Consider the following 18,218-nt stretch of genomic DNA (forward strand, 5'->3'; position numbering starts at 1 on the left):
AAAGATGCAGTTGTAGATAAAGTTGCTGAAGTAAAAAATGCAGTTTTTGAAGTAAAAGATGAAGCTGCTGATAAAGCGGCTGAGTTAAAAGATGAAGCTGAAGATAAAGCTGCTGAAGTGAAAGATGCGACTGAAGATAAAGCAAAAGAAGTAAAAAAAGCAGTTTCAGAAGCAAAAGATGAAGCTGCAGATAAAGCATCTGAGCTAAAAGATGCAGCTGAAGATAAAACTGTAGAAGCAAAAGAAGCGGCTTCAGAAGCAAAAGATACAGTTGTAGACAAAGTAGTTAAATTCAAAGATGCAGTTGTAGATAAAGTTGCTGAAGTAAAAAATGCAGTTTTTGAAGTAAAAGATGAAGCTGCTGATAAAGCGGCTGAGTTAAAAGATGAAGCTGAAGATAAAGCTGCTGAAGTGAAAGATGCGGCTGAAGATAAAGCTGCTGAAGTGAAAGATGCGGCTGAAGATAAAGCTGTAAAAGCAAAAGAAGCTGTCGAAGATAAAGTTGCTGAAGTAAAAGATTCGCTTTCAGAGGCAAAAGATGTAATGTCTTCTAAAGTTGAAGCTGCAAAAGATGCCACAGTAAGCGCGGCAGTACAAGTTAAAGATGCTGTGGTTGCTGCAGCTAACTATGTTAAACATGTTGCGGAAAATAAAATGACTGAAGCAAAAGATGCTGTGTGCTCTAAAGCAGAGGAAGTAAAAAATGTAGATTCTGAAACAAAAGATCAATCTGCAGCCGTAAAAAAGTAACTAAAAAGTAAAAGCAATAGTTAAGGATTATTCAAATTAACTGAGTGGGATTGTTCAAAAAAAACACAAAAAAGTGATTTTTTATCTTTACAAAAAATAAAATTTTTATAATGAACTTTTTTACAAATCTTTTAATTTCATTGGGTTATAGTTGTTTTAGAGAGGTATTATAAAAAACTATATCTTTAGAAATGTAAATTTTTTTGGAAGATGTTTTATTTTAAGTTTTTTTTACGTAAACTAGATCACACAAAGCAGATAGCTTTGGATTAATTCTTAATTATAAAATGGAGAATGACAATGAAAAAATCAGTATTAGCCGTATTAGTATTAGGTGCATCTTTAGCCGTAACTGGTTGTTTCGATAAACAAGAAACAGCTCAAAAAGTTGAAGCAGCAAAAGATGCAACAGCAAATGCAGCAACACAAATTAAAGATGCAGCAAAAGAAGTTGCAACTGATGTTAAAAATGCGGCAATTGACGCAAAAGATTCAGCTGCAAATAAAATGGCTGAAACAAAAGAAGCAGTAGCTGATAAAGCTTCTGAAATGAAAGATGCTGCTGCAAATAAAATGGCTGAGGCAAAAGATGCAGTGTCTTCTAAAATGGAAGAAGTAAAAAATGCAGCTTCTGAAGCAAAAGATGCAGCAGCAGATAAAGCAGTTGAAATGAAAGATGCTGCAGCAAATAAAATGGCTGAAGCAAAAGATGCGATGTCTTCTAAAATGGAAGCAGTAAAAAACTCAGCTTCAGAAACAAAAGATGCGGCAGCTGATAAAGCGGCTGAAGCAAAAGATGCAGCAGCAAATAAAGCAGCTGAAGTAAAAGAAGCTGTGACTAAATAATTAAACTTTCGTAAAATAAAAACCTATCAGAGATTATCTGGTAGGTTTTTTCTTTTTGGAGCAATATGAAATGTTATGTGCAATTTATAAAAGTAAACGTAAACCAGGCTGCTACCTTTATATTTCCAAACGAGATGATTTTTCAGCTGTACCGGATATATTAATGCAGAGTTTTGGCAAGCCTCAGTTTCTTATGCCTTTCAATTTGAAGGGGAGTAAGTCGCTTGTTCATGCAGATAAAGATGAGATTATGGAGAAAATTACTCAGCAGGGATTTTACCTTCAGATACCAAAACAGGATGATGGGTTATTTAATAGTTTGAGTGAGATCAAATAACCTTATTATTTTTTCGTAAAAATCTTCAAATCTTGCTTTATCTCAATATTTTCTTCAAAAAACTCATCTAAAATTCACCGCACTTTTAAAAGGAGAATGAAAATGAGTAGTTTCTTTGTGGCAGGTACAGATACCGACGTGGGCAAGACCACCGCCTGCCGTGCTATTATTCAGGCATTACAAGCAAAGGGCGTGCGAATTGTGGGTTATAAGCCGATTGCTTGTAGCTGTGAAGAGGGGATTTATCCTGTCGAAAATCAGTCTAATGAATCCCAAACAGATTATGATGCTGAAAATAATTCAGACGTGTTAGCTTTAATGGATGCAACGAATGAGTCCGTATCTTATCAAGAAGTAAATAGCTATACTTTTGCTCATTCCTTGCCAATGCTGACTCGAGATAAATCACGCATTAAATTAAGTAAGATTAACCAAGCCTTAACAACATTAGTTCAAAAATATCAATCTGTTGTGGTGGAAGGTTCATTTGGTTTACTCACACCAATGGCAGAAGGTAAGAGTTTTGCTGATTGGGTTGTTGAACATAAAATGCCCGTTGTGTTGGTTGTCGGCATTAAAGAAGGTTGTATTAATCACGCATTGCTGACAGCTCAAGTGATTAAACAGCTTGGCGTTCCTTTATTAGGCTGGATTGCAAATCGAATTAATCCTTGCTTAGGGCATTATAAAGAGGTGGTGGATATTTTAGAGGCTCAGATTGATGCGCCTTTGCTAGGTAAAATCCCTTATATTCATAAGCCAGAATCCCAAGAGTTAGGACATTATTTAACGAATATTGATCGTTTGATGTATATGCAAACAGAGTTAGTTAAATAGTAAGTTTGAAATAAAAAGTGCGGTTAAATTTCATTAGATTTAACCGCACTTTTTTTTTATTCTTCGTTTTCTGGAAGTTCTTTTTTCAGGATATCTTCTTCCGCGAGGCTAGATAGGCGAGCAATCGCATTACGGTAAGAGATTTCAAGAGTTTCCCGACTGGTTGCAATAACACCTTGATCTACTAAGAATCCATCATTTACATCATATACCCAGCCATGTAGGGAGAGTTTTTGTCCACGTTCCCAAGCACTTTTTACAATAGATGTACGTCCTAGGTTATAAACTTGTTCCGCAACATTTAATTTAGTGAGCATATCTGAGCGTTTTTCGGCTGAAAGATTGCCTAATAGGTGCCCGTGTTTAAACCAAATATCACGAATATGGAGTAACCAGTTATTGATCAATCCAAGATCGTGATCTTGCATCGCTGCTTTGATACCACCACAATTGGTGTGGCCGCAAATAATAATATGTTCAATTTTGAGTACATCAACGGCATATTGCACAACTGAAAGGCAGTTAAAATCTGTATGAATAACTTGATTGGCTACATTACGATGTACAAATAACTCGCCTGGTTCAAGATTTGTTAATTTTTCAGCTGGAACACGGCTATCTGAGCAGCCAATCCAGAGGTAATGAGGTGTTTGGTGATCGGCAAGTTCTTTAAAATAAGTGGAATTTTCTTCCTTCATTCTTTGCGCCCAACTGTAGTTATTAGCAAAGAGTTGTTTAATTTTGTCCATTTTTACTTTCCTCAATACGATGTGCTAAAAGCTTGTTTTAAGCACAATAAATGAAATAGGGGATAAAATTATCGCCTAAAATGATAACCGCACTTTAAAGAAAGTGCGGTCAATTTAAACAATATATTTAGAAATTTGCATTTCTTGGTGCGCGAGGGAATGGAATCACATCGCGAATATTTTGTACGCCTGTTACATAAACAATTAAGCGTTCAAAACCAAGACCAAAGCCTGAATGTGGTACAGTACCATATTTACGAAGATCACGATACCACCAGTAATCTTCAGGGTTTAAGCCCATTTCTTCCATACGTTTATCTAAAATTTCTAAACGTTCTTCACGTTGAGAACCACCGATGATTTCACCAATTCCTGGGGCGAGAACATCCATTGCCGCAACGGTTTTACCATCGTCATTTAAACGCATATAGAAGGCTTTGATATCTTTCGGATAGTTTTTCACGACAACAGGTGATTTGAAATATTCTTCTGCTAAGAAACGTTCATGTTCAGAAGATAAATCGATCCCCCAAGAAACAGGGAATTCGAATTTCTTACCTGATTTTAATAACACGTCGATCGCATCGGTATAGTCGATTTGAGCAAAATCAGAGTTTACAAAGTTTTCTAAACGAGTAATAACATCTTTATCTACATGTTTTTCAAAGAATTTCAAGTCATCTTTACGTTCAGCAAGCACGGCGCGGAAAACGTATTTCAACATGTCTTCTGCTAATTTCGCATTATCAGCAAGTGTTGCAAATGCAACTTCAGGTTCAACCATCCAGAATTCTGCAAGGTGACGAGTTGTATTTGAATTTTCAGCACGAAATGTTGGACCGAAAGTATAGATTTTGCTTAATGCACACGCGTAAGTCTCACCGTTTAATTGGCCAGAAACCGTTAAAAATGATTCTTTCCCGAAGAAGTCTTGGCTGAAATCGACTTTACCATCTTCACCACGAGGAAGATTTTCTAAATCAAGTGTTGAAACACGGAACATTTCGCCCGCACCTTCAGTATCAGATGCCGTAATTAATGGAGTAGCAACCCAATAGAAGCCTTGTTCATGGAAGAAACGATGAATAGCTTGTGCTAAGCAGTGACGAACACGCGCCACGGCACCGATAATATTGGTACGAGGACGTAAGTGAGCTACTTCACGTAAGTATTCAATTGAGTGACGTTTTGCTGCCATTGGATAAGTATCAGGATCTTCTACAAACCCTGTCACTTCTACTTTTTCAGCTTGAAGTTCAACAGTTTGACCTTCAGCAGGTGACTCAACAATGATACCGGTTACGATAACAGAACAACCCGTTGTTAAGCGTAAGACTTCACTCTCATAATTTTCAATATCGTTATTAACAATTGCTTGAATAGGGTCAAAGCAAGAGCCGTCATAAACTGCAAGGAAAGAAAGACCAGCTTTAGAATCACGACGGGTACGAACCCAGCCGCGTACGGTAACTTTTTCGCCTATAGCGATTTTACCTTGTAACACATCAACAATAGATGCAACTTTAGACATATAAACCTCTGTAATTCATTATAAATTAGGCAATAAAACCGTGTTAGTTTACCTTAAATCGCAAAATTTTCCATAAAAAGTTAGTGTAAATCGGGCTTGCACAGTAAAATAATTCCTTCACTTTATTTAGGAGAAAAACTATGTGGTCTGATATTTTGACCGGCTATGGCATTTTTATTTTAGAGATTTTAACGATTTTACTTGTAATCGCAGCTATCGTGGCAATGATTATTTCTGCAAAGCAACGTAATGCGGCACATCATGGTGAATTAGTTGTGACAGATCTTTCTGAAGAATTTAAGGAAACAGTTAAGCATTTACGCGATTTCCAACTTTCAGAAGAAGAGCTTAAACAAGCGGAAAAAACAGAGAAGAAAGCCAAAAAACAAGAAGCAAAGGCTTTAAAAGCAAAATTAAAAAACGGTGAGAAAGCAGCACCTAAACCTTGTGTTTACGTGCTCGATTTTAAGGGTGATATTTCTGCATCAGAAACAACCGCACTTCGTGAGGAAATTTCGGCAATTATTAATGTGGCAAAAGCCGATGATGAAGTCTTATTACGTTTAGAAAGCCCAGGTGGTGTTGTTCATGGTTATGGCTTGGCTGCATCACAGTTAGCTCGCTTAAAGCAAAAAGGGATTAAATTAACGGTTGCAGTAGATAAGGTCGCTGCAAGTGGTGGGTATATGATGGCTTGTGTGGCAGATAAAATTGTTTCTGCGCCTTTTGCGATTATCGGTTCTATTGGTGTGGTTGCACAAATCCCTAATATTCATCGTTTATTAAAAAAACATGATGTCGATGTTGATGTGATGACAGCCGGGGAGTTTAAACGTACAGTCACAGTGTTAGGTGAGAATACCGAAAAAGGAAAACAGAAATTCCAAGCTGAACTTGAAGAAACCCATCAATTATTTAAACAATTTGTGGCCCAAAATCGACCGCACTTAGATGTGGATAAAGTCGCAACTGGTGAACATTGGTTTGGTCAGCAAGCTCTAGAGCTTCAGCTGGTCGATGAGTTAGCAACCAGTGATGATATTATTCTTGAAAAAATGAAAGATAAATCTGTTATCTCAGTGAAATACAAAGTGAAAAAGCCACTTTTACAAAAAATAGGTAAACAAGCAGAGGAGAGTATTGAGGGAATTATCCACCGAAATTTAACAAAAAATGGTCAAGATTTTATTCAATAAGAAAAAATTTTTACTTATTTGACAACTCTTTACACAACTTTACAAAAAAGTTCCATAAAAAATCATTTTTTAATGTTTTTTTATTTACAAGTTAAAGAATTATGACTACCATACGCAATGAAACTTTTTATAGTTTTATTTGTAAAATTTATAAAGTTTAGTTGTGTTGGTTCTTCTTGCAAGGATTGCACCTTAACAGTAAAAAGGTAAAGAAATGAAATTATCTCGTATTTTATTATCTGCAGTAGCAGTAGCGACAGTTGCTGCTTGTGGTAACTTAAGCAAAGTTACAGAAGCTGGTACTCCAGAATATAAAGAAGTTGATGGTCAACAAGTACCACAACTCGTATGGCCTAAGATTGATAAAGCTGGTTTCAACCATGACGGTAGCCAATTTGGTTCATGGCCAAACTGGGACAACGTTCGTATGATCGAACGTGGTATGAACAAAGACCAATTATATAACCTAATCGGTCGTCCACACTTCTCTGAAGGTTTATACGGTGTTGAAGAGTGGGATTATGCGTTCAACTATCGTGAGAACGGTGTTCACAAAATTTGTCAATATAAAATATTATTTGATAAAAACCACAATGCTCAAAGCTTCTTCTGGTATCCAAACGGTTGTAACGGAAACTCAGCATTTACTTTAAGTGGTGACTTCTTGTTCGACTTCGATAAAGATACTTTAACTCCACGTGGTAAAGAAGTTGTTGATAACGTTGCAGCACAATTAAAAGAAACTGGTGCTAAAGAAGTTAAAGTTGCAGGTTACACTGACCGTTTAGGTTCTGATGCTTACAACTTGGATCTTTCTCAACGTCGTGCAAACCGTGTTAAAGCTCGTTTAATTGAAGATGGTGTAACATCTGAAATTACAGCTGTTGGTTACGGTAAAGTGCCACAAGTTAAAGCTTGTAATGGTTACAAACACGCAAGTAAAGCTGAGAAAGACTGTTTACGTCCAAACCGTCGTGTAGAAATCACTGCTTCTGGTTCTGTATTAAAATTACAAGAAGGTGGTCAAACTAACGGTGGAACTCAAGGTCCAGCACCTCTTTATCAAAAATAATTAGATAGAGAAGACAAAAGAGCGTAATAAAAATTACGCTCTTTTTTATTTTATGTAAGAAATTATTCAAGTAAAAGTTCTTCAATCAATTTAGTGGTTAAGTTTATATAACTTCCATTGAAACGATGACTGAAATTTAGCAGGTAATAAAGCTGATAAAGGTGTTTTCTTTCTTCAAAACCTTCTTTATCAAGCGAAAAAGTGCGGTCATAAATTTCATAGAATTCAGGTGAGAAAGGTTGGAATAGTTCACTGAATGCTAAATCACACTCTCTATCCCCCCAGTAGCAAGCAGGATCATAAGTAAAGGTTTGATTACCTACGATAGCCGTATTCTCAATCCATAAGTTACCATGTAACAAAGAAGGTTTGGGATTATGTTTTGAAAGTTTGTGTTTTACCTTTTCAATAATTAAATCAATGTCACCAAAGTCTAAACCTTTATCTTTGCAAAGTTGTAATTGCCATCCAATACGTTGTTCTGCAAAAAATTTTGCCCAACTTCCATTCCATTTATTCGGTTGATACTCAGGGCCAAGCCAAGTATCAAAATCTAATCCATAGTTTTTAGTGCCAGATACTTGATGGAGTTTAGCTAATTCTTCAGCAAAATGTGGCGTAGCATTGGTTTGCTGAGTAATAGGAAGCGCCTCTAATAATAAGAAACTATGATTTTGAGAACAGCCTACGCCATAAACTTGTGGAAGTCTGATTGTATTGGTTTTGCCTAGTAGGTTTAACTGATCAGCCTCAGCACGAAACATTGAACGATAAGACCGTTCATTCACTTTAACAAAGACAGGTTGGATTCCATCCGTAATAAGCCAAGTTTCATTCACTTCGCTACCAGGAACTTTGTTTTTTTCTTTGATGTTATAGTAAGCACCAAATTGATCAGCTAAGACTTGAGAAATTGATTTCCACATAATACGCCTCCTAGACATGCTCGATTCTTCTTCATTCTATCTAAAATGTTAAAAATTACTGTGATATATCTCAAAAAATAGCAAAAATCTTTGTCATTTTTCATCTGAAACATCAATTCACTAATAAACGCGTGATTTTTTAATGAGTTAGTATTATCATTAAGCGTATTTTTAGTTAGAAAAGATAATCAGGGGAAACTATGCAACATCTGAAAGATCTTGTTGAGAAAGCAAAATCGGCGATTGAACAAATCGAAAATAAAAGCTTAACCACATTAGATGAAATTCGTGTGGAATATTTTGGTAAAAAAGGGCATTTCACCCAACTTATGCAAGAATTGCGTAATGTTGCTGCAGAAGAGCGTCCAGCAATGGGCGCTAAAATCAATGAAGCCAAACAAGCAGCATTAGATTTTTTGAATGCTAAAAAAGCAGAGTGGGAACAAGCTGAACTCAATGCGAAATTAGAGAAAGAACGTATTGATGTGAGCCTTCCAGGTCGTAAAACAGAAACAGGTGGTTTACACCCAGTGACCATTACCATCAATCGCGTGACAAAATTCTTTTCAGAGTTAGGTTTTTCTGTGGAAACCGGTCCCGAAATCGAAAGTGATTATTACAATTTTGATGCATTAAATATCCCTAAACATCACCCCGCACGTGCTGATCACGATACATTCTGGTTTAATCCAGAATTATTACTTCGTACACAAACCTCTGGTGTGCAAATTCGTACCATGGAAAAAATGCAGCCGCCTATTCGTATTATGGCGCCAGGTCGTGTGTATCGTAATGACTACGATCAAACACACACACCAATGTTCCATCAAATTGAATTGCTTTATATAGATAAAAAAGCAAATTTCACCGAGTTAAAAGGCTTATTACACGATTTCTTACGTGCATTTTTTGAAGAAGATTTACAAGTTCGTTTCCGTCCTTCCTATTTCCCATTTACTGAACCTTCTGCAGAAGTCGATGTAATGGGTAAAAACGGCAAATGGTTAGAAGTATTAGGTTGTGGTATGGTGCATCCTAATGTGTTACGTAACGTAGGTATTGATCCAAATGAATATTCTGGCTTCGCTGTCGGCATGGGGGTTGAGCGTTTAACCATGTTACGCTACAACGTCACAGATTTACGCTCATTCTTTGAAAACGACTTACGTTTTTTAAAACAATTTAAGTAATTAACCACTGGGTTAAATTGACGATAATGATTAATTTAGAACGTAACACGTTCATCAATAATAAAGGATACAGAGATAATGAAATTTAGTGAAAATTGGGTGAGAGAATGGGTTAATCCATCAATTTCAACAGAGCAGTTATGTGATCAAATCACTATGCTTGGTTTAGAAGTTGATGGTGTTGAAAAAGTAGCTGGCGACTTTACAGGTGTTGTTGTGGGTGAAGTTGTTGAATGTGCGCAACACCCTGATGCAGACAAATTACGTGTCACTAAAGTAAATGTTGGTGGCGACCGTTTATTAGATATCGTTTGTGGTGCACCAAATTGCCGTCAAGGTTTAAAAGTAGCATGTGCAACTGAAGGCGCTGTATTACCTGGTGATTTTAAAATTAAGAAGACTAAATTACGTGGACAACCTTCAGAAGGGATGCTTTGCTCATTCTCTGAATTAGGCATTGATGTGGATGCAGATGGTATTATTGAATTACCGTTAGATGCACCAGTAGGCACAAATCTACGTGAATATTTAGATTTAGATGATAGAGCCATTGAAATTAGTTTAACGCCAAACCGTGCAGATTGTTTAAGCATTGCAGGTGTTGCGCGTGAAGTTGGCGTGGTTAATAAACAAGTTGTTAATCAACCGCACTTTGATGCTGTACCTGCAACGATTTCAGATAAAGTTCAAATTGAATTAAATGCGCCAGAAGCATGTCCGCGTTATTTATTGCGCGTGGTGAAAAATGTGAATGTTAAAGCGCAGTCACCAATTTGGTTACAAGAAAAATTACGTCGTTGTGGTATTCGTACTATCGACCCAATTGTAGATATTACTAACTATGTTTTGCTTGAATTAGGCCAACCAATGCATGCTTTTGATGCATCAAAAGTGTCTCAACCTGTTCAAGTACGTTTAGCCAATAACGGCGAAGAACTTGTTTTATTAGATGGCACAACGGCAAAATTACAGCCGAATACTTTAGTTATTGCAGATCAAACTGGTCCATTAGCAATGGCGGGTATCTTTGGTGGTCAAGCAAGTGGTGTTGATGCTGAAACAACAAGAGATGTAATTTTAGAAGCAGCATTCTTTGCTCCATTAGCGATTGCGGGACGTGCAAGACAATATGGTTTACACACCGATTCTTCGCATCGCTTTGAACGTGGTGTTGATTTTACGCTACAACGTCACGCAATGGAAAGAGCAACAGCATTGTTACTTGACATTTGTGGTGGCGAAGCAGGTGAAATTTGCGAGGTGGTGAGCGAGCAATATTTGCCAAAAGTCAATGAAGTCACTTTACGTCGTGAAAAATTAGATAGCTTATTAGGTCATCATATTGAAACTGAAACCGTGACCGAGATTTTTGAGCGTTTAGGTTTTGCCGTGAAATATGCTAATGATGTTTGGACCGTGACCTCAGCAAGCTGGCGTTTTGATATTGAAATCGAAGAAGATCTCATTGAAGAAGTAGCACGTATTTATGGCTATAACAGCATTCCAAATAATGCACCATTAGCACATCTTCGTATGCGTGAACATAAAGAGTCAGATTTAGATTTAAGCCGAATTAAAACTGCTCTTGTTGATGCAGATTATCAAGAAGCGATTACTTATAGCTTCGTTGATCCAAAAGTACAGACTTTACTTCATCCAGAAATTGAAGCGCTTGTATTGCCAAACCCAATTTCAGTTGAAATGTCAGCAATGCGCGTTTCATTATTAAGTGGATTACTCGGTGCAGTGCTATACAATCAAAATCGTCAACAAAACCGCGTGCGTTTATTTGAAACAGGATTACGTTTTATTCCTGATGCCAATGCAGAATTTGGTGTGCGCCAAGAGTTTGTTCTTGCCGGTGTGATTACCGGTACAGCAAAATCAGAATGTTGGACAGGTAAAGCAGAAACGGTTGATTTCTTTGATCTTAAAGGTGATTTAGAAAGTATTCTTTCTCTTACCGAAGTGGGTAATCGAGTTAAATTCGTGGCAAAAGCATACAGTGCCTTGCACCCAGGTCAATCTGCTGCAATTGAATTAGATGGAAAAGAAATTGGTTTTATTGGAACTATTCATCCACTTATTGCTCAAAAACTAGGATTAAATGGCAAAGCGGTTGTTTTTGAAATTTTATGGGATGCCATTGCAAATCGTCGTGTGGTTCAAGCCAAAGAGATTTCAAAATTCCCTGCGAACCGTCGTGACTTAGCTTTAGTTGTTGCAGATAATGTCCCTGCAGGAGACATTATTGATGCATGTAAACAAGCCGGCGGAGAAAAATTAACACAAGTCAATTTATTCGACGTATATCAAGGCATTGGCGTTGCTAGCGGACATAAGAGCTTAGCAATCAGTTTAACCATTCAAGATAATGAAAAAACGCTTGAAGATGATGAGATTAATGCGGTAATCTCTGCTGTATTAAACGAAGTTAAACAACGCTTTAATGCGGAGCTTAGAGACTAAACAGGAGACTAACATGGCAACGATTACAAAAATTGATATTACTGAATACTTATTAGATAAGTATCAATTACAAAAAGCGGAAGCTAAAGCATTAGTGGAAGACTTTTTTGAGGAAATTCGTTTATCGTTAGAATCTGGTGGTGAAGTGAAATTATCCGGTTTTGGTAATTTTGAACTTCGTAATAAAGCTTCACGTCCAGGGCGTAATCCAAAAACAGGTGAAAGTATTCCAGTTTCTGCACGCCGTGTAGTGGCGTTCAAGCCAGGTCAAAAATTACGTGCTCGCGTGGAAAATACCAAGCCAAAACAATAGTAATAAAAGTGCGGTCGTTTTTGACCGCACTTTTGTCAGGATTGAACATGAATAAGATTAAATGTGCTTTTTTAGTCGCAGGAAGTTTTTTGCTTTTTGCTTGTTCAAGCGGTGTTCGTGAAGAATATGCCATGAACTATAAAGGTCAGATTGGAGATCCGATTATAGCCATTGCCATGTTAAGTGAACAACAATATGAATGGGCGGGTACACCTTATGTGTTAGGTGGGCAGTCTCGTGGTGGTATTGATTGTTCTGGTTTTGTGCAAAAAACCTTTATTGATCGTTTTAATATCAATCTTCCTAGAACTACGAAAGATCAAGCGGGTTACGGAAAACTTGTTCGTAAAGAAGATATACAAACAGGCGATTTAATTTTCTTTAAAACCGGACGAGGACCAAATGGCTATCATGTTGGGATTTATGTGAAAGAAGATAAATTTTTACACGCGTCAACCAAAGGCGGTGTGATTTATTCTTCGATGAACAGTCCTTATTGGAAAAAAGCTTTTTGGCAAGTTAGACGAGTATAGTGGAAATAAAAAAGTGCGGTTAATTTTAACCGCACTTTTCTTTTATGGATTTGCTGTAGGGCGAATGCCTAATGTATGGCAAATCGCATAAGTGAGTTCGCTACGATTTAACGTGTAGAAGTGGAAGTCATTTACGCCTTCACGAGAAAGGATTTTTACCATATCCATTGCCACACTCGCCGCGACGAGATTACGAGTAGTAGGATCATCATCTAATCCTTCATACGCCTTAGCCAACCATGCTGGAATTTTTACATTCGTAAATGATGCCATTTTTTGAAGTTGTTTGAAGTTAGTTACAGGTAGAATACCCGGAACAATTTCAGCCTCAATACCAATGGATGCACAGCGGTCACGGAAGCGAAGATAACTGTCAATATCAAAGAAGAATTGAGTAATGACATGATTAGCGCCTGCATCAATTTTACGTTTCAAATTGATTAAATCTGCTTGTGCTGATTTTGCTTCAGGGTGAACCTCAGGATATGCTGCAACTGAGATATCAAAATCAGCTACGGAGCGGAGTAGTTCAACTAAATCAGCTGCATAGAAAGGTTTTTTCGCATAGCCTTTGGGCTCATCGCCGCGTAAAGCCACAATGCGACGAATACCGCTATCCCAATAATCTTTTGCAATTTCTTTTAATTCTTCAGGTGTGGCATCAATACCCGTTAAATGTGGTGCAGCTTCTATGCCAGTTTCTGCTTTAATAGCTTTCACGATGCTATGTGTACGATCACGTTCGCCAGAGTTTGCGCCATAGGTGACGGAAACAAATTTAGGATTTAATACTTTTAAGCGATGAATGGAATCCCAAAGCATGCTTTCCATTTTTTCATTTTTAGGCGGAAAGAATTCAAAGGAGACATTAATTTTTTTGTTCGTATCAGCAAGATGTTGATTTAATGTGTTAATTTCGTTTGCGTAGCTCATAGCATACCTTTTTACGTTTTCATTAGAATGCACTTATCATAAGACAAGAACTAATATGCGTCAATTTCAATGATTTCATCAAAATGATGAATGAAATTAATGATTATTTATGACGCGTTGTATTTTAAAAGAAAATCAATTTATTTGCACAAAAAGTTAGCATTTTTTCTAAAAATAGGTATAATACGCCGACCCTGTAAATGCACGGATTCCCACCGTGCATTATTTTATCGAGATCACACTCGAAGGGGTGGAGATTAAGATTAATGGTTGTGTTTCAAACAATATGGAACACTGGGTATCAAACTTATATTTTGGTAATTAATTAATGAAAACTTTTGTAGCAAAACCGGAAACAGTAAAACGTGACTGGTATGTGGTAGATGCGACAGGTAAAACTTTAGGTCGTTTAGCTACTGAATTAGCACGCCGTCTTCGTGGTAAACACAAGGCTGAGTACACTCCACACGTAGATACTGGTGATTACATCATCGTTATCAACGCAGACAAAGTGGCAGTAACTGGTCGTAAAGAAACAGATAAACTTTACTACTGGCACACTGGCTATGTAGGTGGTATCAAACAAGCGACTTTCAAAGAAATGATCGCTCGCCGTCCTGAAGCGGTGATTGAAATTGCGGTTAAAGGTATGTTGCCAAAAGGTCCATTAGGCCGTGCAATGTTCCGTAAATTAAAAGTGTATGCAGGTGCAGAACACCAACACGCAGCACAACAACCACAAGTATTAGACATTTAATCACGAGGTTTAGGAAATGGCAGAGAATCAAAACTACGGCACTGGTCGCCGCAAAAGCTCTTCAGCTCGTGTATTTATCAAACCGGGCAGTGGTAAAATCACTATCAACCAACGTGAATTAGACGTATATTTCGGTCGCGAAACAGCTCGTATGATCGTACGTCAACCGTTAGAATTAGTGGAATTAACTGATAAATTAGACCTATACATCACTGTTAAAGGTGGTGGTATTTCTGGTCAAGCGGGTGCAATCCGTCACGGTATCACTCGTGCATTAATGGAATATGATGAGACTTTACGTCCTGCTCTTCGTGCAGCTGGCTTCGTTACTCGTGACGCACGTCGCGTTGAACGTAAAAAAGTTGGTTTACACAAAGCACGTCGTCGTCCACAATACTCCAAACGTTAATTTTTTATTATCGTTTCAAGAAAGCAGAGAGCAATCTCTGCTTTTTTTATGTCTGTAAAAAACAAATTAATTAAAAATTCCCGTTCTTTGATTTTTCATTGATTGCTTATAATTAATTGATTTTAAAGGAAAAATAAGAAATTATTAGCAATTTACCTGTCGGTTATGTTAAAATAATCGCCCATTTTTAGTAGAAGTATATAAGTTAGTTTGGATCTTCGGAGGAATAAATGTCCAATGCATCAAGTAAACGTTCAGTAATGACTCTTTTTTCAAATAAAAATGACATTTACTGCCATCAGGTAAAAATTGTTTTAGCTGAAAAAGGTGTTGCTTACGAAAACGAAGAAGTTGATCTGCAAGCATTATCAGAAGATTTAATGGAATTAAATCCTTACGGCACATTACCAACCTTGGTGGATCGTGATTTAGTGTTATTCAGCTCACGCATCATTATGGAATATCTTGATGAGCGTTTTCCACATCCTCCACTTATGCCAGTTTATCCAGTTTCTCGTGCGAAAAGCCGTCTTTTAATGTTACGTATCGAACAAGATTGGTACCCAACATTAGAAATTGCTGAAAAAGGCACGGAAGTTGAACGTGAAGAAGCATTAAAACAGTTAAAAGAAGAATTGTTAGCGGTATCGGTTATCTTCCAACAAACTCCTTATTTTATGAGCGAAGAGTTTGGCTTGGTTGATTGCTATGTTGCACCATTATTATGGAAACTACGTAATATGGGCGTTGAATTTAGCGGTACAGGAAGCAAAGCAATCAAAGGCTATATGGATCGTGTATTTAGCCGTGATTCATTCTTACAATCAGTGGGTGAAGCAGCACCTAAAAATTTAATGGATGATAAATAATGACTCATACACCTTCTCCAAAACGCCCTTATTTACTAAGAGCCTATTATGATTGGCTAGTGGATAATGATTTCACCCCATATTTAGTGGTGGATGCGAATTATTATGGTACTAATGTGCCTGTGGAATACGTGAAAGATGGGCAAATCGTCTTAAATCTTTCTGCGGGGGCGACTGGGAATTTGCAATTAACAAATGACTTTATTCAGTTTAATGCACGTTTCAAAGGTGTGGCTCGTGAGTTATATATTCCGATGGGCGCTGCTTTAGCCATTTATGCACGTGAAAATGGTGATGGCGTGATGTTTGAGCCAGAAGAAATTTACGATGAATTAAATCGTGAGCCAACATCAGAACAGCCATTAAGCTTTGCAGAAGCGGTAGATAAACCTAAAGCTGAAAAGAAACCACAGAAATCAGCATCTCATTTACGAATTGTAGATTAATGAAAGAAAAACAAAAGTGCGGTTAAAATTAACCGCACTTTTTTATTTATTATTTTGTTGCCGCTTTCATATTACGAACAAATTCGGCAAGTTCAGATAAGCACTGAGCCTGATTATCTAAATTTCGCTCAATAATTTTTACAGTTGCAGAACCTGAAATTGCACCTGCTGCCCCTAGTTGAAGGGCTTCTTTTACTTGAGCAGGTTGAGCAATACCAAAACCTTGTAGAATTGGTGGAGCTTTGTGGGCTTTGAGTTGTTCTACAAGTGTATCTAAGTTTGCGGCATGAGCTTGATTCTCTGCACTTGTTACACCTGCACGAGAAACTAAATAAGTATAGCCTTCGCTGTTTTCAGCAACGCCTTGTACTGTTTTGGCATCTGCATTTGGTGGGCAAATAAAGACAGGTTGAATGCCATGCTTTTTAGCAGCTTGAACATAGTCTTCTTTTGCTAATAGTGGAATATCTGCCACTAAAACCGCATCCACGCCGACTTCTGCACAGCGTTGATAGAAATTATCTAAGCCTTTCGCAAAAATTAAATTCGCACAAAGGAGTAAGCTAATCGGAATTTCTGGATATTTTGACCGCACTTTAGCGAGTAATTTAAAGCTGTCTTCAGTGCTATGGCCAGCATTGAGTGCACGGTTATTAGCTGCCTGGATAACGGGACCGTCTAATAGTGGATCAGAAAATGGAAAACCTAATTCCAACGCATCTGCGCCATTTTCGACTAACGTGCAAATAATCTCAAAAGAGCGATCAAATGTTGGATCGCATAATGTAACGAAAGGTACAAAAGCCCCTTCTTTTTTCGCTGCAAGTTCTGCAAATTTAGTTTCAAAACGGCTCATTATTGCATTCCTTTTTCTTTTAAAACTTTATCAACGGTAAAAATATCTTTATCACCACGACCAGAGAGATTCACCACTAAAATTTGTTCTTTATTCGGTTCTTGATGAATCATTTTTAGTGCGTGCGCTAATGCATGAGAACTTTCCAATGCAGGAATAATCCCTTCATGTTTTGCTAATGCTTGGAAAGCGTTTAACGCTTCATCATCTGTAATGCTTGGGTATTCAGCACGACCAATGCTTTGTAAGTAAGCATGTTGAGGTCCTACAGAAGGGAAGTCTAATCCCGCAGAAATGGAGTAGGATTCTTCCACTTGGCCATCTTCAGTTTGCATTAAAGGTGATTTCATACCGAAATAAATACCCACTTTTGCATGGCCTAATGGTGCTCCATGTTCACCACTTTCGATGCCATGACCTGCAGGTTCCACACCAATTAAGCGTACGCCTTTTTCATCAATAAAATCAGTAAACATTCCAATCGCATTCGAGCCACCACCGACAGCAGCGATGACAGCATCCGGTAAACGGCCTTCTTTTTCTAAAATTTGACGTTTAGTTTCTTCACCAATCATTTTTTGGAATTCACGTACAATGGTTGGGAATGGATGAGGACCTGCCGCAGTACCCAATAAATAATGGGTGTTTTCATAGTTGGCTGACCAATCACGCATTGCTTCACAGCATGCATCTTTCAATGAGCAAGAACCTTTTTGTACAGGAATCACCTCTGCGCCCATTAAACGCATGCGGAATACGTTAGGGGATTGACGTTCCACATCTTTCGCGCCCATATAAACACGGCAAGGCATATCTAACATTGCACAAGCAAGAGCAGTTGCCACGCCATGTTGGCCGGCACCGGTTTCGGCGATAATGCGCGTTTTACCCATACGTTTCGCTAATAAAATTTGACCCAATACTTGATTGGTTTTATGGGCACCACCATGAAGTAAATCTTCACGTTTCAAATAAATTTTTGCTTTTGTGCCTTTGGTTAAATTACGGCAAAGGGTAAGTGCGGTTGGTCTGCCCGCATAATTTTTAAGTAAATCTTGAAATTCACGTTGGAATTCAGGATCGTCTTTTGCTTCAACAAAGGCTTTTTCTAGCTGTTGTAGTACCGGTACGAGAATTTCCGGTACATACATTCCGCCAAATTCACCGAAATAAGGATTTAAAAGGGTTTCTGACATAAT

20 protein-coding genes are annotated in these 18,218 nt (G+C 37.7%); 14 read left to right on the forward strand and 6 right to left on the reverse strand.

Features of this window, described 5'->3' with window-relative positions; translation table 11 throughout:
• The 4 genes from DPV95_RS09665 to bioD all read left to right on the forward strand — a co-directional run.
• A partial coding sequence (locus tag DPV95_RS09665) for a hypothetical protein (RefSeq protein ID WP_111407006.1) occupies positions 1–750 on the forward strand: 750 nt, incomplete at its 5' end.
• Between the two features lie 300 nt (positions 751–1,050).
• Positions 1,051–1,596, forward strand: a complete 546-nt coding sequence (locus tag DPV95_RS09670; protein WP_049366618.1) for a histone — start codon at positions 1,051–1,053, stop codon at positions 1,594–1,596.
• A gap of 70 nt (positions 1,597–1,666) precedes the next feature.
• Positions 1,667–1,933 (forward strand): YcgL domain-containing protein, encoded by a 267-nt coding sequence (locus DPV95_RS09675; protein WP_111407007.1) that lies wholly within the window; start codon positions 1,667–1,669, stop codon positions 1,931–1,933.
• 102 nt (positions 1,934–2,035) lie between these two features.
• Positions 2,036–2,770: a dethiobiotin synthase gene (bioD, locus tag DPV95_RS09680; RefSeq protein ID WP_070852786.1), complete on the forward strand. Its 735-nt coding sequence runs from the start codon at positions 2,036–2,038 to the stop codon at positions 2,768–2,770.
• Between the two features lie 56 nt (positions 2,771–2,826).
• Here bioD and can read toward each other — a convergent pair whose 3' ends face one another.
• The gene (gene can / locus DPV95_RS09685; RefSeq protein ID WP_049366615.1) at positions 2,827–3,519 is read right to left on the reverse strand and encodes a carbonate dehydratase; all 693 of its coding nucleotides are present in this window, start codon (positions 3,517–3,519) and stop codon (positions 2,827–2,829) included.
• Positions 3,520–3,646: 127 nt separating this feature from the next.
• Positions 3,647–5,050 carry an asparagine--tRNA ligase gene (gene asnS, locus DPV95_RS09690; RefSeq protein ID WP_111407008.1) on the reverse strand — a complete coding sequence of 468 codons (1,404 nt, stop codon included), beginning with the start codon at positions 5,048–5,050 and terminating at the stop codon, positions 3,647–3,649.
• A 140-nt stretch (positions 5,051–5,190) separates the two neighbouring features.
• Here asnS and sohB point away from each other — a divergent pair, with 140 nt between their 5' ends.
• The gene (gene sohB / locus DPV95_RS09695) at positions 5,191–6,246 is read left to right on the forward strand and encodes a protease SohB (RefSeq protein ID WP_111407009.1); all 1,056 of its coding nucleotides are present in this window, start codon (positions 5,191–5,193) and stop codon (positions 6,244–6,246) included.
• 214 nt (positions 6,247–6,460) lie between these two features.
• Positions 6,461–7,318, forward strand: a complete 858-nt coding sequence (locus tag DPV95_RS09700; protein WP_014065433.1) for an OmpA family protein — start codon at positions 6,461–6,463, stop codon at positions 7,316–7,318.
• A gap of 62 nt (positions 7,319–7,380) precedes the next feature.
• Here DPV95_RS09700 and DPV95_RS09705 read toward each other — a convergent pair whose 3' ends face one another.
• Positions 7,381–8,244 (reverse strand): fructosamine kinase family protein, encoded by an 864-nt coding sequence (locus DPV95_RS09705; RefSeq protein WP_111407010.1) that lies wholly within the window; start codon positions 8,242–8,244, stop codon positions 7,381–7,383.
• 200 nt (positions 8,245–8,444) lie between these two features.
• Here DPV95_RS09705 and pheS point away from each other — a divergent pair, with 200 nt between their 5' ends.
• The 4 genes from pheS to DPV95_RS09725 all read left to right on the forward strand — a co-directional run bounded on the left by pheS (position 8,445) and on the right by DPV95_RS09725 (position 12,749).
• Positions 8,445–9,434 carry a phenylalanine--tRNA ligase subunit alpha gene (gene pheS / locus DPV95_RS09710; protein ID WP_111407011.1) on the forward strand — a complete coding sequence of 330 codons (990 nt, stop codon included), beginning with the start codon at positions 8,445–8,447 and terminating at the stop codon, positions 9,432–9,434.
• A 78-nt stretch (positions 9,435–9,512) separates the two neighbouring features.
• Complete coding sequence (pheT, locus tag DPV95_RS09715) at positions 9,513–11,903, forward strand: phenylalanine--tRNA ligase subunit beta (protein ID WP_111407012.1); 2,391 nt, start codon at positions 9,513–9,515, stop codon at positions 11,901–11,903.
• Positions 11,904–11,916: 13 nt separating this feature from the next.
• Positions 11,917–12,216 (forward strand): integration host factor subunit alpha, encoded by a 300-nt coding sequence (locus DPV95_RS09720; protein WP_005697518.1) that lies wholly within the window; start codon positions 11,917–11,919, stop codon positions 12,214–12,216.
• 47 nt (positions 12,217–12,263) lie between these two features.
• Positions 12,264–12,749 (forward strand): C40 family peptidase, encoded by a 486-nt coding sequence (locus DPV95_RS09725; protein ID WP_005696176.1) that lies wholly within the window; start codon positions 12,264–12,266, stop codon positions 12,747–12,749.
• A 42-nt stretch (positions 12,750–12,791) separates the two neighbouring features.
• On the opposite strand, the gene metF is transcribed toward DPV95_RS09725, so the two are convergent.
• The gene (metF, locus tag DPV95_RS09730) at positions 12,792–13,682 is read right to left on the reverse strand and encodes a methylenetetrahydrofolate reductase (RefSeq protein ID WP_049365449.1); all 891 of its coding nucleotides are present in this window, start codon (positions 13,680–13,682) and stop codon (positions 12,792–12,794) included.
• A gap of 328 nt (positions 13,683–14,010) precedes the next feature.
• On the opposite strand from metF, the gene rplM reads away from it, so the two are divergent.
• The 4 genes from rplM to DPV95_RS09750 all read left to right on the forward strand — a co-directional run bounded on the left by rplM (position 14,011) and on the right by DPV95_RS09750 (position 16,163).
• A complete protein-coding gene (gene rplM, locus DPV95_RS09735; RefSeq protein ID WP_005628896.1) occupies positions 14,011–14,439 on the forward strand; it encodes a 50S ribosomal protein L13 in 429 nt (142 codons plus the stop codon).
• Positions 14,440–14,455: 16 nt separating this feature from the next.
• The gene (rpsI, locus tag DPV95_RS09740; protein WP_005696173.1) at positions 14,456–14,848 is read left to right on the forward strand and encodes a 30S ribosomal protein S9; all 393 of its coding nucleotides are present in this window, start codon (positions 14,456–14,458) and stop codon (positions 14,846–14,848) included.
• A 230-nt stretch (positions 14,849–15,078) separates the two neighbouring features.
• Positions 15,079–15,717: a stringent starvation protein SspA gene (gene sspA / locus DPV95_RS09745; RefSeq protein ID WP_005696172.1), complete on the forward strand. Its 639-nt coding sequence runs from the start codon at positions 15,079–15,081 to the stop codon at positions 15,715–15,717.
• Entirely contained in the window at positions 15,717–16,163 is a 447-nt protein-coding gene (locus tag DPV95_RS09750) for a ClpXP protease specificity-enhancing factor (RefSeq protein WP_049366607.1), read from the forward strand. The genes sspA and DPV95_RS09750 overlap by 1 nt, the downstream gene beginning before the upstream one ends.
• A gap of 49 nt (positions 16,164–16,212) precedes the next feature.
• Here DPV95_RS09750 and trpA read toward each other — a convergent pair whose 3' ends face one another.
• Together trpA and trpB are read right to left on the reverse strand one after the other, a co-directional pair.
• Positions 16,213–17,019 carry a tryptophan synthase subunit alpha gene (gene trpA / locus DPV95_RS09755; protein ID WP_049366606.1) on the reverse strand — a complete coding sequence of 269 codons (807 nt, stop codon included), beginning with the start codon at positions 17,017–17,019 and terminating at the stop codon, positions 16,213–16,215.
• Positions 17,019–18,215: a tryptophan synthase subunit beta gene (gene trpB / locus DPV95_RS09760; protein WP_049355740.1), complete on the reverse strand. Its 1,197-nt coding sequence runs from the start codon at positions 18,213–18,215 to the stop codon at positions 17,019–17,021. Before trpB ends, trpA begins: the two co-directional genes overlap by 1 nt.
• Positions 18,216–18,218 lie beyond the last annotated feature (3 nt).

The organism is Haemophilus parainfluenzae (assembly GCF_003252755.1).
GTDB lineage: Bacteria > Pseudomonadota > Gammaproteobacteria > Enterobacterales > Pasteurellaceae > Haemophilus_D > Haemophilus_D parainfluenzae_N.

What these genes read in the sequence shown, in the direction of transcription:
- DPV95_RS09725 (WP_005696176.1), top strand. Translation starts at nt 12,264, where the DNA reads ATGAATAAGATTAAATGTGCTTTTTTAGTCGCAGGAAGTTTTTTGCTT.
- pheT (WP_111407012.1), top strand. Translation starts at nt 9,513, where the DNA reads ATGAAATTTAGTGAAAATTGGGTGAGAGAATGGGTTAATCCATCAATT.
- DPV95_RS09675 (WP_111407007.1), top strand. Translation starts at nt 1,667, where the DNA reads ATGTTATGTGCAATTTATAAAAGTAAACGTAAACCAGGCTGCTACCTT.
- trpB (WP_049355740.1), bottom strand. Translation starts at nt 18,215, where the DNA reads ATGTCAGAAACCCTTTTAAATCCTTATTTCGGTGAATTTGGCGGAATG.
- DPV95_RS09670 (WP_049366618.1), top strand. Translation starts at nt 1,051, where the DNA reads ATGAAAAAATCAGTATTAGCCGTATTAGTATTAGGTGCATCTTTAGCC.
- sspA (WP_005696172.1), top strand. Translation starts at nt 15,079, where the DNA reads ATGTCCAATGCATCAAGTAAACGTTCAGTAATGACTCTTTTTTCAAAT.
- asnS (WP_111407008.1), bottom strand. Translation starts at nt 5,050, where the DNA reads ATGTCTAAAGTTGCATCTATTGTTGATGTGTTACAAGGTAAAATCGCT.
- DPV95_RS09700 (WP_014065433.1), top strand. Translation starts at nt 6,461, where the DNA reads ATGAAATTATCTCGTATTTTATTATCTGCAGTAGCAGTAGCGACAGTT.
- can (WP_049366615.1), bottom strand. Translation starts at nt 3,519, where the DNA reads ATGGACAAAATTAAACAACTCTTTGCTAATAACTACAGTTGGGCGCAA.
- trpA (WP_049366606.1), bottom strand. Translation starts at nt 17,019, where the DNA reads ATGAGCCGTTTTGAAACTAAATTTGCAGAACTTGCAGCGAAAAAAGAA.
- DPV95_RS09750 (WP_049366607.1), top strand. Translation starts at nt 15,717, where the DNA reads ATGACTCATACACCTTCTCCAAAACGCCCTTATTTACTAAGAGCCTAT.
- bioD (WP_070852786.1), top strand. Translation starts at nt 2,036, where the DNA reads ATGAGTAGTTTCTTTGTGGCAGGTACAGATACCGACGTGGGCAAGACC.
- rplM (WP_005628896.1), top strand. Translation starts at nt 14,011, where the DNA reads ATGAAAACTTTTGTAGCAAAACCGGAAACAGTAAAACGTGACTGGTAT.
- metF (WP_049365449.1), bottom strand. Translation starts at nt 13,682, where the DNA reads ATGAGCTACGCAAACGAAATTAACACATTAAATCAACATCTTGCTGAT.
- pheS (WP_111407011.1), top strand. Translation starts at nt 8,445, where the DNA reads ATGCAACATCTGAAAGATCTTGTTGAGAAAGCAAAATCGGCGATTGAA.
- rpsI (WP_005696173.1), top strand. Translation starts at nt 14,456, where the DNA reads ATGGCAGAGAATCAAAACTACGGCACTGGTCGCCGCAAAAGCTCTTCA.
- DPV95_RS09705 (WP_111407010.1), bottom strand. Translation starts at nt 8,244, where the DNA reads ATGTGGAAATCAATTTCTCAAGTCTTAGCTGATCAATTTGGTGCTTAC.
- DPV95_RS09720 (WP_005697518.1), top strand. Translation starts at nt 11,917, where the DNA reads ATGGCAACGATTACAAAAATTGATATTACTGAATACTTATTAGATAAG.
- sohB (WP_111407009.1), top strand. Translation starts at nt 5,191, where the DNA reads ATGTGGTCTGATATTTTGACCGGCTATGGCATTTTTATTTTAGAGATT.